Genomic DNA, 14,017 nt, shown 5'->3' with positions numbered 1-14,017 from the left:
GATGAACACGATCATATTTGATATTGATAAAACGCTGCTTGTTGGATCCCACTGTCACTTTTACTCCTTCAGACAGGCGTTCATGGAACTTTTCAATGTTGATGTTGAGATAGACATAGGGAGCATCCAGGGAATGACTGATAAGGAGATAATATTCCAGACAGCATGGAAGTACGGCCTTGAAATCAGCGATGGGGACTTCGTGAGGATAGTGGATAGAATCTCATACAATTACCGCCTGAACCTTGAGAGGGATAACATAAGAGCCCTGGATGGTGCAGAAATTATTCTTAAACGTCTCAGTGAAGCCGGAACACCACTGGGGGTTGTTACCGGAAACATTGAGCCTGTCGCATGGTTGAAGCTCAGTGAGGCCTCATTTGATGGATACTTCAGGTTTGGGGGCTTTGGCAACGAGGGATGCAGCAGGGCCTCGATACTTAGGCTCGCCCTTGAAAGGGCATCCTCCATTTACGGACAGATACGGCGGGAAAATGTCATCACCGTAGGTGACACCCCGCGGGATATTGAAGCTGGAAAAGAACTTGGCCTGAGGACAGTGGGGGTTGCCACAGGGGACTTCACAGTTGATGAACTGGAGGCCGCGGGCGCCGATCACGTCCTTGAGGGTCTCGGTGACGTTGATACGTTCCTTGAAATAACAGGTTATGGGACTGCAGTGAGTATTATGGGTGATTGAATGAAGGTTCTTGTAACCGGAGCCTCGGGTATGCTTGGAAGTGACCTCATTGAGGTCCTGAAAGAGAACCATGAGGTTTTAACTTCAGGAGACCTTGACATCCGGGACCTTGAGGGGGTCATGGAACTTGCAGCCGAAACACAACCAGATACCATCATACATGCAGCTGCATTCACAGATGTTGACTGTGCCGAGTCAGAGCGTGAAACCGCCTATCAGGTGAACGTACTTGGGACCAGGAACGTTGCGGCTGCTGCATCACATACAGGCACCAGGATGGTTTACATATCCACCGATTATGTTTTCAATGGCGAGAAGGGTGATGAATACTTTGAATTTGATGAACCGGATCCCCTGAACTTCTATGGTAAAACCAAGTACCTGGGTGAGCTTGCTGTGCGGGATCTGACGGATAAATTCTACATAGTGAGGACATCCTGGCTCTTTGGGAGGAACGGGAGGAACTTTGTAAGGACCATGGTGGAACTGGCAGAGAGGGGCCATGAGATAAGTGTTGTTGATGACCAGTACGGATCTCCAACATACACCCGTGACCTTGCAGGTGCAATCGGGAGGCTCATTGAAAGGCCCGCCTATGGTGTGTACCACATAACAAATTCTGGCCACTGCTCATGGTATGAATTTGCCAGGGAGATATTCCGTGCACTGCAGATGGATGTTAAACTGAAACCTGTAAGGAGCCATGAATTCCCGAGGCCCGCCCGCAGGCCATCATTCTCTGTACTTAAAAATTATAACTGGGCCATGGAGGGCTTCAAACTCCTCAGAAGCTACAGGGAAGCCCTTAAGGATTACCTTGAAGAGATGAGACAAGGAGGTGGACGATGAAGGGTATAGTGCTGGCAGGGGGTTCAGGAACCCGTCTCTACCCCATAACAAGGGCTGTTTCAAAGCAGCTCCTACCCATATATGATAAGCCCATGATATACTACCCGCTATCTGTGCTGATGCTCGCAGGTATAAGGGATATACTTGTGATATCAACCCCAAGGGACCTACCACTCTACAGGGACCTGCTGGGGGACGGGTCACAGTTCGGTGTCAGGTTCTCCTATGAGGTGCAGGAGGAACCCCGCGGGATTGCCGATGCATTCCTCGTGGGAAAGGATTTCATTGGAGACTCAAGGGTTGCCCTGGTCCTGGGTGATAACGTGTTCTACGGGCACAGGTTCAGTGAAATACTCCAGAGGGCTGCATCTATCAGGGAGGGCGCTGTTATATTCGGTTACTATGTAAAGGACCCCAGACCCTTTGGGGTTGTTGAATTCGACAGTGAAGGCCGGGTTATATCCATAGAGGAAAAACCTGAAAGACCCAAATCCAACTACGTTGTTCCTGGCCTCTACTTCTATGACAACCAGGTGGTTGAAATTGCCGGGAGAATAGAGCCATCAGAGAGGGGTGAACTTGAGATAACATCCGTCAATGAGGAGTACCTGAAGATGAAGAAGCTCCGGGTGGAGCTCATGGGTCGTGGTATGGCCTGGCTTGACACCGGTACCCATGACGGCCTCCTGGAGGCAAGCAGTTTCATAGAGACCATACAGAAGAGGCAGGGATTCTACATCGCATGCCTTGAGGAGATAGCCTATAACAATGGGTGGATCACAAGGGATGATCTCCTTGAAATGGCAGGAAAACTCGAGAAGACAGAATACGGAAAGTACCTTAGGGACCTCGCGGAGGGAAATTTCTATGGGTGACTTCAAATTCAAGGAAACCAGACTCGATGGTGCAATCATCATAGAACCTGAGGTCTACGAAGATGAACGGGGATACTTCATGGAGACCTTCAACCAGGCATTATTCAGGGACCATGGCCTTGATATCAGTTTTGTCCAGGACAACGAGTCAATGTCCCGGATGGGCGTCCTCAGGGGCCTTCACTTCCAGATGGAGAAACCCCAGGGAAAACTCATAAGGGTTGTAAAGGGTGAGATCTTTGATGTTGCGGTGGACCTCCGGAGGGACTCAGGAACCTACGGTGAATGGGTGGGTGTCTTCCTTTCAGAGGAGAACCTGAGGGAATTCTTCATTCCAGAGGGATTTGCGCATGGATTTCTGGCCCTCTCAGATGAGTGCATAGTCAACTACAAGTGCACGGAACTCTACCTCCCTGAATATGACTCCGGCATACCCTGGGACGACCCTGACATCGGGATAGAGTGGCCCCTGGAAATGGTGGATGAACTCATAATTTCAGATAAGGACAGAAACTGGAAGCCCCTGAAGGAGAGGCCAGTTTACCTCTGAGGAGATTTGAATGGAAAGGATTCTTGTAACCGGTGGAGCCGGCTTCATAGGTAGCAACTTCATAAGGTACATGCTTGAGAACCACAGCTATGAGATAATCAACCTTGACGCCCTTACCTACTGCGGGAACCTTGAAAACCTCGCCGGCGTGGAGGATGACCCGTGTTACACATTTGTTAAGGGTAGCATAACCGACAAGGAACTTGTTAACCGCCTCATAGCGGACTCTGACGCTGTTGTGAACTTCGCGGCGGAATCCCACGTTGATCGGAGTATCGAGGACCCCGGCATATTCATAAGGACAAATGTCATGGGTACTCAGACACTTCTGGAGGCCTCAAGGAGGCATGGCGTTGAGAGGTTCATACAGATCTCAACAGATGAGGTCTACGGCTCCGCAGAGGAGGGCTACTTCACAGAGGATACTCTCCTTGCACCCAACAGCCCCTACTCTGCCAGCAAGGCCTCTGCAGACCTCATTGTCAGGGCATACAACCGTACCTATGGTTTGCCGGTCAACATAACCCGCTGCTCCAACAACTACGGCCCCTACCAGTTCCCTGAGAAACTCATACCCCTCATGATAACCAACGCCCTCGAGGATAAACCCCTCCCTGTATACGGTGACGGCATGAACGTGAGGGACTGGATACACGTGCATGACCACTGCAGGGCCATAGACCTCGTACTCCATCATGGCCGTATCGGTGAGGTCTACAATATAGGTGGTAACAATGAGAGGAGGAACCTTGAGATCGTTGAACTCATCATCAGGGAACTTGGAAAGGATGAGTCCCTCATAAAATTCGTTGATGACAGGCCGGGACATGACAGGAGATATGCCATAGACGCAGGCAAGATAATGGATGAACTTGGCTGGAGGCCAATCTACTCCTTCGAGGAGGGTATAAGGGAGACCATCCAGTGGTACATTGAAAACAGAGAGTGGTGGGAGAACATAAAGAGTGGGGAGTACCTCAGGTACTATGAGCGCATGTATGGTGAAAGGCTGCGGTCCTGATCACATAAAGAGGAGGAAGAGCAGCGCCATGACTGGGGTCTAATGCCAGGAGTCCTTTAACGAGGCAAGGAGGGTGCGCCCTCAGTGGATCCCATCAAGTATTCCCCTGACCTCACGGAGGTTCACCTCTATGAATCTTCTGCTTGAGGGATCTGCAAGTATCTTAAGCTGTTTCTTACCTGTTCTGATGTAGGCCCTCTCAAGTATCCCCTGAATCTCTGATACGTCCATTTCAAGTATTCTTTTAACCCGCTCCCTGTCCATCATGGATAACTCAGAGTACTGGCTCATTATCTGGGACCTGAATTTTGCCGCGAGGTTGGTGCCCCTTGAGGCCCATCGCTTAAGCATGAACACAGGGACAGCTGTGAAGAGATCCATGGACTGGATAACATCGTCCTCGGTTATTTCCATGGTTTAATCTGTGCTGATGGTTTTATATAATATTAACCCGCTTATCTGGAGGATAGGTTTATATAAGATGTGTTAGTAAGTACTTACATAAGTGGTATCATGGTCTCCACAGAGGATAGGATACTGGAAGCTGCAAGAAGGCTATTCATAAGAAAGGGTTACAGGGGAACCACAACAAGGGAGATAGCGGCTGAAGCCGGTGTCAGCGAAGTAACACTCTTCAGAAAGTTTGGATCCAAGAAAAATCTACTGAAAAGGATAATGGATACGAGCAGAAGAAGGGCGTCTGCAATACTCGATGATGTCCTTAATGCTGACAGGGAGCCCCAGGAGGTCATCTATGATGTTATCGCAGGGCTCACAGAGGTCATTGTTAACGAGAAGATAGACCTCCTCTTTCTGATACTGGCTGAGAGAGAACTTGAGGAACACGGATTTGAGGAATGGGAACTTCCAGATTCAACAGGAGAGATGATATACACCGCACTTGAGAATTATCTCAGCAAAATGACAGAAAAAGGAAAGATAAGGGATGTGGATCCTGGAGTCGCCGCTGAACTTATAATAGGTTACATCTCACATGCAAGCCTCAGTTCACACTTCAGATGCCATGAAACCAAACCCCCCAAAGAATTCACTGACATCCTGTGGAACGGTTTAAACCCTGAGGGGTGAATAGATTGAAAGGTATCCCCAAAGAAGCCATCCCAGGAGGCCTTAATTAAATGGTGGTGTTCTATTGGACGTTGTTCTCATAAACCCGGAGGATCGGACCGCTGTTAAGAATAAGCTTGGATTTGTTTTACCACCCCTCAACCTGATGTACCTTGGAGCAGCCCTTGAGAGGGCCTCCTTCAGTGTGGAGATAATAGACGACGACCTCAGAAGGATTGGGGCGGAGGGTGTTGCACTTCTCGTTGAAAAGCTCAACCCCCTCCTTGTTGGGGTAACCGCAACCACAGCCACCATAAAGACCTCACTTGAGTACATAAGGGCCATAAAGAGGATCCTCCCCGATGTCCTAACGGTTATAGGCGGCCCCCACCCCACATTCCTCCCCATGGAAACACTGAGGGATTGCAGGGAACTCGATGTTGTTGTTATGGGTGAGGGTGAGGAAACCATCGTCGACCTCGCAGAGGGCTATGAACGCGGGGACATGGGTGTCCTCGAGGGGGTTAAGGGTATCAGCTACCGCACCGATGAGCGGCTCAGAACCACGCCTCCCCGACCACTCATAGAGAACCTCGACGATATCCCGTTTCCTGCAAGGCACCTTGTACCCTTCAGTGACTATGAAACCTCAAATCAGGAGGCTGGGGGGATGATAACAAGCCGTGGATGCGTTTACCCCTGCCGCTACTGCTCTTCATCCCTTATAATGGGTAAAAAGTTTCGTTTCAGGAGTCCCGGGAACGTTGTGGATGAGGTTGAGGAACTCACCGAGACTTACGGCCTCCATGAAATTGCCTTCCTTGACGACACCTTCATGCTGCATCGGCCAAGGGCGCGTGAAATAGCAGAGGAGATCAGAAGAAGGGGTCTTGATGTGAGCTTTGTTACATCCTCAAGGGTGGATATGGTTCAGGAGCCACTGCTGAGGACTCTGAGGGAGGCCGGGATGAGCACGGTATACTATGGTGTTGAATCAGGGTGTCAGCGCATCCTTGATATGATGAAAAAGGGCATAACTGTTAAGCAGTCAGAGGATGCGGTGAAGGCCGCTAAAAGGGCCGGTTTGGATGTTATAACATCATTCATTCTGGGCTACCCCGGTGAGAGGCCCTCTGAGATGGACAGGACAATCGACTTTTCAATAAAACTTGACCCGGACTACAGCCAGTACTCCATACTGACACCCTTCCCCGGGACCCCCATCTACACTGAACTCAAAAGTAAGGGGCTCCTGGAGGAGGACTGGGATCGGTACACCGTTATACAGCCTGTTATAAGGTACGAGAAACTTGGCCTCAGCCGTGAACTCATCCAGAGGAAACTCGTTAAGGCCTACCTCAAATTCTATTCAAGGCCCTCATATCTCCTGAAGCACACATACATGATACGTGTATTTTTTGAAACACTGTACAGGACATACATTGAGCCTAAGATACCCCTGAGAAAAAAATTAAAGGCTTAAAAAAGTTTCAGGGCGTGACAGGCATCCTGAACACACCCACGTTGATGCCTCCAAGCCCGACCCTGTTTATTATCTGAAGTCCTGTTGAGCTTCCATAGGATGGTGTTTCCATTTCAAGGTAACTGGTTGAATTTCTTAAAACCCGGAATCCCTGGGGTTCGAAACCGATGCCCCCGTAATCCACTGATCCTGTGACCCTGATGGCGTATGCCGGGAACAGGGCTATTGATGTTCCCCCCACCGTGACCTGGGTGCTCATATTACCTGTGGGCCTCACACCCTGAGCGAGGTCTGCTATGTAGAATCCGCCGGTATTCACATAGAGTGATGCGTTCCTGAAGCTCGTATTTCCAAGGAGGACCGTGCCGCCCCCAGCGTACTGGATGGTTGAATTGATGGTGTCCACCCTTGAGTTATTTGCAAGAACCAGTGTAACACCTCCAACCTTGCTCCTGAGGGTTATATTGTAGGTGTACCTGTTTGATAGGAGTATCCTTGCATCGCCTTCATCCATCTTAATGTTGAGGTTCAGTGTCTCGCCATCAACGGTATAGTTAACCGTGGGCTTCGCATCGCCCGGGTCGGTTTCCGTCGAAATCATGTAAACACTATCTGCGTTATCAGCAAATCCAATGTAGGCCCCGCTTGTATTTGATTCCATGTTCACATTCACGTACTTAACACCAGAGACCTCTGCAGAGTTCAGGGTGAAGTTTTCAGATACAGTGGACTCCTCCTGGGTTTTGGGTAGAAGAGAGGCTGTTGATGCCATAATGAACCCTGCGACCAGCACTATGAGGATTATGGCCCCTGCAATGTCAGTTCTATCCATCACAATACCCCCACAAGCATCATAAGAAGTGTTATTATAATGGCTGGAAGTGCGAATACTGATAGGAATGCCCTTCCATACCCCATTTCATGTTCAACAGCCACTGCAGCTGCAGCAATCATTACCGTCCAGATGTACATCACCACAAACAGCATTGATGATGTGAAGAATGTCCCGAGAAGTGTCAGGGTTATGATGGCGAATATTCCCACAACAAAGGGCGCCGCTGCGAATCCCATCATCTTCAGGGTGCCTGCAAATGTCCCCTTACCCTCAAATACCACAGCAGCGATTATATGTGATATGAGAGCCCATACTATCAGTTTTATGAAGGATACAATGAGCCCAACCAGGGCAAATAGGACGGGTACCATTATACCGGCGCCCGTTGCAGCCGAAATCAAACCACCAATCATGTACCCGAGAAAGGCTGAGAGGAACACGTAGAGGTAAAGGCCCTGGTTTTCAACCCCAAGCTCCTTGACCCTGCTTAAAGCCTCCTCAGGTGATGCCAGAACCCCCACAAGGTCCCGGGAAAAGTTCATTATCCTGTTCAAAGCATTAACCTCCCCTTACTTTATTCAATATGACTAAAATAATCAGATGCCCAATTTCATGTTTTATATAACCATTACCCCAACGACCAAAGAACTAAATCCTCCCATCACCCCCTGAGATAATAACATTACTATATTTCCTGTCATTTCTATAAAAACTATGGGTTTAAGTAAAGAACGCCAATCGCTTCTAGCAAAATTAGATTTTAGGTGGATTCGCTTAATTATGATTGTGCAACTTGTGTTCCAGCAGCTTTCGTGATTATCTATGCTTGGCTGTATGTTATTAGGGATGATGCCACAAAACTTTGGTTGAATATTTAAATGATTTGTTATTATAGATAAGTAAACATATGTCATATAACTTTTTAGAGGTATTCTATGAAGTCTATACAAACAAAATATTTGGGTTTTCTAACATTGGGTTTAATTTGTATGGTAGTTATGGTTTCTGGTTGTACTTCTGAAGAACCTACCGAAACCATTAATGAAACAGAGGAAACACACCCTGAAGCAAAAAATGTTGTAATAGTAAATTCAACTGGTAGCTTTCAATATGGATACTATTATATTAACGGTACGGTAAAAAACAAAAATGATTTTGGTGTGGCCTATGTCAAAATTCTTGTAAGAGGATACGATAAAAATGGAGAACTCGTAGCAGAAGATTATACCTATGCTAACGATACCAATCTTGCTCCTGGAGCTAAATCAACATTTGAACTCTATCTTGATGATCCTGACCACAAAATAGTAAAATATGAAGCTAAAGTTATAGATGCAGATAAATCACTATATGAATATGAATCTGCCGATAAATCAACTAAGGATAGAAAGTTTCCCCTTGTTTTACCTGAAGGAGAGAAAGTAAGTTGCCCCTATTGTGGTTCCTTTAATAATATTGTCACTGATGAGATATACTTAGAAAGGGAGGGTAAATATCTCGATTACTTCGAATGCAGAAACTGTGGATACATGTGGGAAGAGAAGTTTAGCTACCCTGCATATGGAACGCCTGCTTAATTAAGCAGAATCCCTTTATTTTTTTAAAATTAATAGCACCGTTAGGATGCACCATCTAAGTGAATTATTTTATTATCAATCTTTTTATGTAGTAAAAAATTGAAAAATTAAATGCAGTCTGAAAAACTTGATACCTCTATTTATATAATGAATAATTATCTATTAATATGTTTTATTAATTAGTTATTTGAGATTAAATAGAAAAAATTTAATCAGATGAGTTTATAGTTTATCTGTTTAAGTTAAAGGTGATTTAATGGGGGATAAAGTAGGTATAATTGGAAGAATCAGTGAATGGTGGAATAAACGTGGGCGAATCACAAAAATTTCTATCTTCCTTTTATGGTCCATATTTATTTTTATGGTTGGAAGTTTCGAAGGAAGCGAAGTTATGACATCATATGAAAAAGGACTTGTCCAGTTTGATATCATCAATTTCACTATTGAAGAGGCTAATGGAGCTTATTTTATCACGGGAGAAGTTCAAAACAGGTACAATCAGCCTCTAGATTTTGGAGTTGTCTATATAAAATTAATTGACGATTATGGAAATGTAGTTAAGGTTGATGGAATCGATATAGATAGGCTTGAACCCGGAGAAAAAAGGAAGTTCAGGGGAAGACTAAACGTCACTGAAGATGTGTCAATTATCGGATTCAGAACAGAGGGCAGACTGATTTCTCCTATAGGGATTCCCTCAGGAGGCTAAATATAAAATAAATAATATAAATTCTTTTTCAGATCAAAATATTTTATTTTTTGATTCTCATCCACATCAAGTCCACTGATTACTGAAAAATTTTCTATAATAGAACTACAGTATTTTATTCACTCAGTGTATTCGTAATAGTATCCTATAACGAAGTTATCTGGGTGCCTGTGTGGATTAACATGCCCTGCGAACAGCTATTTCCAGCCATATGGTGGAGCCAAGCGCACTGCAAAGTATTTATGATGCCAGAAAACCAACTCTATAATGTGGTCCCCATGGAGTACGGAGAACTCATCAGGATCAAGGAACTCACTCTCCTGATACTCATAATCCTCGACATAGTGCTTTTAAGCTACATATCATTCTACCCATCAAATCCAGGAACAGTGAATGCCATCAACCAGTTTGACCTTTTCCTCTGCATCATACTCTTCGTGGAATTCTCCATCAACCTCAAAAGGGCCGATAACAGGAGGAAGTTTCTAAGGGAGAACTGGATGGACATCATAGCCTTCATGCCCGTGGATTTCTTCAGGGCCTTCAGATTCATAAGGATCCTCAGGGTTGTGAAGGTCCTCGCCCTCTTCAGAAAGTACCTCAAGAAATTCTTCACATTCCTCGTGGACACTCACCTTGACCAGGCAGTGGGGATACTCCTCTTTGCAATAGTGGGGGGCACACTCTTCTTCTATATGATAGAATCCGGGGTCAACAGGTCCCTCCACGGGCCGCTGGACTCCCTCTGGTACAGCATCACAACCACAATCGTGGGGGAGGTTGTGATCCCCCCAACAACACTCTACGGTAAGGCCATCACCAGCATACTCATGCTTGTGGGTGTCACCTTTGTGGGTTTCCTCACAGCATCCCTTGCCTCATGGTTCGTTAAAAACCCTGAAGAAGAAAAGGAGATCCATGACAGGATCGAAAAAATCGAAAAAAGTATAGAGGACCTTAAAAGGGATATCAGGGAAATTAAGGACCTCCTGCGGGAAAGATGATGCATCTTCTGCCGGTTGAAGATAACCACTACACCGTTACTTTTATACAGAATGGACCCTTAGCATAAATAAATAGTAAAGCTTGAACGAGGATAACATGGCAAGATCATCCTATATCATCATTGCAGCCATTCTCATATTTGGAGCCTACCTCTACGGTGTAACAGCCCTGAGCCCTGTGGAGCCCGTTGGGCGTCTGGGCTTTGTCAAACTGGCAAACCCTGACATGTACCCTGGACATCCCCAGTCAAAGGTACTTGCAGAGTACGCGGCCCAGAGGGGATCAAAGTGTGCCCTTGTGGTCCACTACGCAGGTAGCTCAAACTACAGGCACTACAGGGAGGGCAACGTCACCATAATAGAACTAGCATATATCAGTTCAGAGTACAGGACAGACATAGACTGGACCGAAGTTCTTGAATCCTTCATATTCGGTGTGCCCGATGGTAAATACCGTTACAGGGCCGATGGATACGAATTCGACACCCTAGATGAGGCCATGGACTACGTTGAGACTCTGGCTGCCGAGAAGGGCCAGGAGGGTCCCATGCCCATGGTCTTCCATGGAACCGTCCGCGAGGGGAATGTATTCGTGAACCCTGGCTGTGGCTTCCCCCTCTATGTGCAGATAGCCTGGAGGCAGTACGGGAGACTGGGAGCCTACTATTACATCATAAAGGGTCTGATCCACCCATACCTCAACAACCCCTACACCGCATATGAGCTCACCCATGCCTCTGACCTTCAGAGGCTCTACAACTCAGGGGCCCTGGACTATACCGGCTATGATTAAAAAATCAGGGGGGGGCTCTGAGTCCCTCTACCCTGGACTATACAGGCTATGATTAACAAATCAGGGCCCTCTAAGTCCCTCTAAAAATCTTCTTTTAACCGTCTGGAATTCCTCAAGTTTCTCATCTGTCAGGTACCTGTAGAGGAGCCTCATGCGGGGATTATCACCTATGTAAGTCCTCTTATCACTTAAGAATGTCCAGAAGAGGGAGTCCCAGACCCTGCACCAGTCGCCCCTAGCATGATCACTCATCCTCAGGATGTAGTTTGATGATGATATGTAGGGCTTGGTTGCCATGAGGCCACCATCCGCGTACTGACTCATGCCATAGACGTTGGGAACCATCACCCAGTCATAGGAGTCTATGAACATCTCCATGAACCAGCGATAAACCTCATCAGGGTCTGTGCCAAGGAGGAGCATGAGGTTACCTATGACCATGAGGCGCTCGATGTGGTGGGTGTACCCCCAGGTTAAAACCCTCCTCACGGCGTTATCATAGGGCTCAAGACCTGTTCTGCCATGGTAAAGTTCATCTGTCAGTTTGCCCCTGTGGTTAAAGAAGTTCCTTGTCCTCTGATATGATCCCCTCAGGATGTAAACTGCCCTTATGAACTCTCTCCAGCCCATAACCTGCCTCACAAATCCCTCAATAGAATTAAGGGGGGCATCTGCAGATAGCGCTGCTCTCAGAACCTCCATGGGTGTTAGGAGGCAGATGTTGAGCGAGGATGAGAGTACAGAGTGGAAGAGGAACGTCTCACCACGGGATATGAAGTCCTGGTAGCTTCCAAAGTTCCTGAGCCTCCTCCCTGTGAAATCCCTCAAAAATATCCGGGCCTCACTGTGGGTTGTGGGGTAGTTGAAGTGTTCCATGGAGCCCGGGTTATCAGGGAAGCGTTCAGCCACGTAACTTCTTGCCTCAAGCACATAACTGTTTTCAGGCAGTTCTATGGGCTTCGGAATATCCATTCCCCTCGGCAGCCTCCTCCTGTTTTCCCGATCGAATGTCCATTTACCGCCCTTAGGCTTCGAGTTTTCCATGAGAATGGAGAGCCTCTTCCTCTCCCTTATGTAGAATGATGTGAGAAAAAACCTGCCATCCCTGAAGTAACTGTCCATGAGCCTCCTTCTGAAGATGAATGGCCCCTCAATCTCAACGAGTTCTGTGCCGGTTTCACTGCATAGCCGCCTCAACCTCCTCTCAAGTTCATGATCAAGGATTTCCAGTGTGTAGACCCTCTCATATCCCTCAAGGTGGTCCCTGAGGTACCCCATTTCAGGGTCTGGAGTGTAATCTATGTAGCTGACATTCAGGCCCCTTGATTTCAGGTGGTCATAATAGTAGCGCATGGAGGCCCTGTGCAGCAGGAGTTTGTTCTTGTGGAACCTCAACCTGAACACTGGGTCCCCGAAGAAGAGCTGGTCCTCCACCACAATGAAGTCTGATGTCTTCTCTGCAGCGGGGTGATTCTCCATGAGGTGATGCGGGAAGACAACCGCCATAGATTCCCCTGCCATGTATAACAATTATGTCAGTGGCGGTCTATAAATCTAAAAGTTTTTTAGGACAGCACAACATAAGGTGTAATGGTGTTTATAATGGTTAAGTGGGGAGCTGTCATTGCCGGATTCATACTTGCAGTTGTTTTTCCGATCATCCTTAGCCCGTTTATTGACCAGGCCTCTGTCCTTGGCTTATTCCTTGCTGGTTTTGTTGTTGGCCTCATGGCAGGGGAGGGTGCCCTTGGTGGGTTCTGGAATGCCACAGTTGCCGGTGCCTTTGGCGGTATAGTCCTCGCGGTTCTCTTAACAATATTTGGTGCCGTCCTTGGAGGATTTGGAGGCCTATTCATCGGGGCATTCGCCGGCATACTGCTTGTGGTGGTACTCCTCTTTGTTTCAATGATATTCATGGGTATCGGTGGCGCCATAGGGGGTTTCCTTGCCGGCGACTGATTATTATTTTTTTTATCCCACTAAGTAATAATAAAAGTTTAAATATTATGATTTTCATCTTATTAAAAGGTGATGAACATGTATGATGTTGGAGACCTTGTGGCTGAAAGACCATCCCTTGGTACCATGACGGATATAAAACTTTTCAGGATACTGAGGTTTATGCCCTACTCCATCATAGGGAACGGGGCCAACGGTATCCTCTACAAGAGCGGTAAGGACCTTGGGCGAAGTATGGGTTTGAAGAACGCCGAGGAAGCCGTGAAATTCCTCCATGATAACCGGGTCGGTGAACTTGAGATTCTTGGAGAGAACCCCTACCGGCTTAAGGTTGATGAGTGCCTCAGCTGTGCCGGGCTTCCTGCTTCAGGTAAGGCCCTCTGTCACTTTGAGGGTGGCCTCCTTGCAGGAATACTCGAATCAATGAGTGGGAGACCAGTTGACCTCCGTGAGGTTAGGTGCTGGGGCCTCGGTGATCGTACCTGTGAATTTGAGGAATTTGTGAGATAACCACCAGCCCATTTATTTTTTTCTGGCATCGTCTCCGTGTCCTGATCCAAACTTAGATACAGATACCACAAATGTACTCAGTAA

General features: G+C 47.1%; 17 protein-coding genes. 13 read left to right on the top strand and 4 right to left on the bottom strand.

The window, feature by feature from the left end; all coding sequences use genetic code 11:
• The first annotated feature begins 1 nt into the window (after window position 1).
• From L5462_RS08585 to rfbB, 5 genes are read left to right on the top strand one after another with little or no spacing between them, the layout of a single operon-like run.
• Window positions 2-700, top strand: a complete 699-nt coding sequence (locus L5462_RS08585; RefSeq protein WP_237780368.1) for an HAD family hydrolase — start codon at window positions 2-4, stop codon at window positions 698-700.
• Window positions 701-1,549: a dTDP-4-dehydrorhamnose reductase gene (gene rfbD / locus L5462_RS08580; RefSeq protein WP_237780367.1), complete on the top strand. Its 849-nt coding sequence runs from the start codon at window positions 701-703 to the stop codon at window positions 1,547-1,549.
• Window positions 1,546-2,424, top strand: coding sequence for a glucose-1-phosphate thymidylyltransferase RfbA (rfbA, locus tag L5462_RS08575; protein ID WP_237780366.1), 879 nt, complete (start codon window positions 1,546-1,548; stop codon window positions 2,422-2,424). The genes rfbD and rfbA overlap by 4 nt, the downstream gene beginning before the upstream one ends.
• Window positions 2,417-2,974 (top strand): dTDP-4-dehydrorhamnose 3,5-epimerase, encoded by a 558-nt coding sequence (gene rfbC / locus L5462_RS08570; RefSeq protein ID WP_237780365.1) that lies wholly within the window; start codon window positions 2,417-2,419, stop codon window positions 2,972-2,974. Before rfbA ends, rfbC begins: the two co-directional genes overlap by 8 nt.
• A gap of 10 nt (window positions 2,975-2,984) precedes the next feature.
• Window positions 2,985-3,995: a dTDP-glucose 4,6-dehydratase gene (gene rfbB, locus L5462_RS08565; RefSeq protein ID WP_237780364.1), complete on the top strand. Its 1,011-nt coding sequence runs from the start codon at window positions 2,985-2,987 to the stop codon at window positions 3,993-3,995.
• A gap of 81 nt (window positions 3,996-4,076) precedes the next feature.
• On the opposite strand, the gene L5462_RS08560 is transcribed toward rfbB, so the two are convergent.
• Window positions 4,077-4,409 carry a hypothetical protein gene (locus tag L5462_RS08560; RefSeq protein ID WP_237780363.1) on the bottom strand — a complete coding sequence of 111 codons (333 nt, stop codon included), beginning with the start codon at window positions 4,407-4,409 and terminating at the stop codon, window positions 4,077-4,079.
• Between the two features lie 99 nt (window positions 4,410-4,508).
• On the opposite strand from L5462_RS08560, the gene L5462_RS08555 reads away from it, so the two are divergent.
• Window positions 4,509-5,084, top strand: a complete 576-nt coding sequence (locus L5462_RS08555; protein ID WP_237780362.1) for a TetR/AcrR family transcriptional regulator — start codon at window positions 4,509-4,511, stop codon at window positions 5,082-5,084.
• Between the two features lie 64 nt (window positions 5,085-5,148).
• Window positions 5,149-6,546, top strand: a complete 1,398-nt coding sequence (locus tag L5462_RS08550; RefSeq protein WP_237780361.1) for a B12-binding domain-containing radical SAM protein — start codon at window positions 5,149-5,151, stop codon at window positions 6,544-6,546.
• A gap of 7 nt (window positions 6,547-6,553) precedes the next feature.
• Here the strand turns inward: L5462_RS08550 and L5462_RS08545 are convergent, their stop codons facing one another.
• Complete coding sequence (locus L5462_RS08545) at window positions 6,554-7,378, bottom strand: hypothetical protein (RefSeq protein ID WP_237780360.1); 825 nt, start codon at window positions 7,376-7,378, stop codon at window positions 6,554-6,556.
• Window positions 7,378-7,935 carry a YIP1 family protein gene (locus tag L5462_RS08540; RefSeq protein WP_237780359.1) on the bottom strand — a complete coding sequence of 186 codons (558 nt, stop codon included), beginning with the start codon at window positions 7,933-7,935 and terminating at the stop codon, window positions 7,378-7,380. Before L5462_RS08540 ends, L5462_RS08545 begins: the two co-directional genes overlap by 1 nt.
• Window positions 7,936-8,316: 381 nt before the next feature.
• Between L5462_RS08540 and L5462_RS08535 the strand changes: the two genes are divergently transcribed.
• The 4 genes from L5462_RS08535 (at window position 8,317) to L5462_RS08520 (ending at window position 11,464) form a co-directional block, all read left to right on the top strand.
• Entirely contained in the window at window positions 8,317-8,958 is a 642-nt protein-coding gene (locus L5462_RS08535) for a DUF3426 domain-containing protein (RefSeq protein ID WP_237780358.1), read from the top strand.
• 256 nt (window positions 8,959-9,214) lie between these two features.
• Window positions 9,215-9,667 (top strand): FxLYD domain-containing protein, encoded by a 453-nt coding sequence (locus tag L5462_RS08530; RefSeq protein WP_237780357.1) that lies wholly within the window; start codon window positions 9,215-9,217, stop codon window positions 9,665-9,667.
• A gap of 245 nt (window positions 9,668-9,912) precedes the next feature.
• Window positions 9,913-10,671 (top strand): ion transporter, encoded by a 759-nt coding sequence (locus L5462_RS08525; RefSeq protein ID WP_237780356.1) that lies wholly within the window; start codon window positions 9,913-9,915, stop codon window positions 10,669-10,671.
• 97 nt (window positions 10,672-10,768) lie between these two features.
• Window positions 10,769-11,464 (top strand): hypothetical protein, encoded by a 696-nt coding sequence (locus tag L5462_RS08520; RefSeq protein ID WP_237780447.1) that lies wholly within the window; start codon window positions 10,769-10,771, stop codon window positions 11,462-11,464.
• A 60-nt stretch (window positions 11,465-11,524) separates the two neighbouring features.
• Here the strand turns inward: L5462_RS08520 and L5462_RS08515 are convergent, their stop codons facing one another.
• Window positions 11,525-12,985, bottom strand: coding sequence for a cryptochrome/photolyase family protein (locus L5462_RS08515; protein ID WP_237780355.1), 1,461 nt, complete (start codon window positions 12,983-12,985; stop codon window positions 11,525-11,527).
• 81 nt (window positions 12,986-13,066) lie between these two features.
• Here L5462_RS08515 and L5462_RS08510 point away from each other — a divergent pair, with 81 nt between their 5' ends.
• Together L5462_RS08510 and L5462_RS08505 are read left to right on the top strand one after the other, a co-directional pair.
• Entirely contained in the window at window positions 13,067-13,423 is a 357-nt protein-coding gene (locus L5462_RS08510; protein ID WP_237780354.1) for a DUF5518 domain-containing protein, read from the top strand.
• A gap of 78 nt (window positions 13,424-13,501) precedes the next feature.
• Window positions 13,502-13,933: a V4R domain-containing protein gene (locus L5462_RS08505; protein WP_237780353.1), complete on the top strand. Its 432-nt coding sequence runs from the start codon at window positions 13,502-13,504 to the stop codon at window positions 13,931-13,933.
• Window positions 13,934-14,017: the final 84 nt, after the last annotated feature.

Origin of the sequence: Methanothermobacter sp. K4 (genome assembly GCF_022014235.1) — an archaeon.
Classification (GTDB): domain Archaea; phylum Methanobacteriota; class Methanobacteria; order Methanobacteriales; family Methanothermobacteraceae; genus Methanothermobacter.
The sequence above is the reverse complement of the archived record's forward strand: the minus strand, read 5'-3'. Positions and strand labels throughout refer to the sequence as shown.

Bases quoted from the DNA above. Each gene is read 5' to 3' on its own strand.
- L5462_RS08585 (WP_237780368.1), top strand. From the start codon at position 2: ATGAACACGATCATATTTGATATTGATAAAACGCTGCTTGTTGGATCC.
- rfbD (WP_237780367.1), top strand. From the start codon at position 701: ATGAAGGTTCTTGTAACCGGAGCCTCGGGTATGCTTGGAAGTGACCTC.
- rfbA (WP_237780366.1), top strand. From the start codon at position 1,546: ATGAAGGGTATAGTGCTGGCAGGGGGTTCAGGAACCCGTCTCTACCCC.
- rfbC (WP_237780365.1), top strand. From the start codon at position 2,417: ATGGGTGACTTCAAATTCAAGGAAACCAGACTCGATGGTGCAATCATC.
- rfbB (WP_237780364.1), top strand. From the start codon at position 2,985: ATGGAAAGGATTCTTGTAACCGGTGGAGCCGGCTTCATAGGTAGCAAC.
- L5462_RS08560 (WP_237780363.1), bottom strand. From the start codon at position 4,409: ATGGAAATAACCGAGGACGATGTTATCCAGTCCATGGATCTCTTCACA.
- L5462_RS08555 (WP_237780362.1), top strand. From the start codon at position 4,509: ATGGTCTCCACAGAGGATAGGATACTGGAAGCTGCAAGAAGGCTATTC.
- L5462_RS08545 (WP_237780360.1), bottom strand. From the start codon at position 7,378: ATGGATAGAACTGACATTGCAGGGGCCATAATCCTCATAGTGCTGGTC.
- L5462_RS08535 (WP_237780358.1), top strand. From the start codon at position 8,317: ATGAAGTCTATACAAACAAAATATTTGGGTTTTCTAACATTGGGTTTA.
- L5462_RS08530 (WP_237780357.1), top strand. From the start codon at position 9,215: ATGGGGGATAAAGTAGGTATAATTGGAAGAATCAGTGAATGGTGGAAT.
- L5462_RS08525 (WP_237780356.1), top strand. From the start codon at position 9,913: ATGCCAGAAAACCAACTCTATAATGTGGTCCCCATGGAGTACGGAGAA.
- L5462_RS08520 (WP_237780447.1), top strand. From the start codon at position 10,769: ATGGCAAGATCATCCTATATCATCATTGCAGCCATTCTCATATTTGGA.
- L5462_RS08515 (WP_237780355.1), bottom strand. From the start codon at position 12,985: ATGGCAGGGGAATCTATGGCGGTTGTCTTCCCGCATCACCTCATGGAG.
- L5462_RS08510 (WP_237780354.1), top strand. From the start codon at position 13,067: ATGGTTAAGTGGGGAGCTGTCATTGCCGGATTCATACTTGCAGTTGTT.
- L5462_RS08505 (WP_237780353.1), top strand. From the start codon at position 13,502: ATGTATGATGTTGGAGACCTTGTGGCTGAAAGACCATCCCTTGGTACC.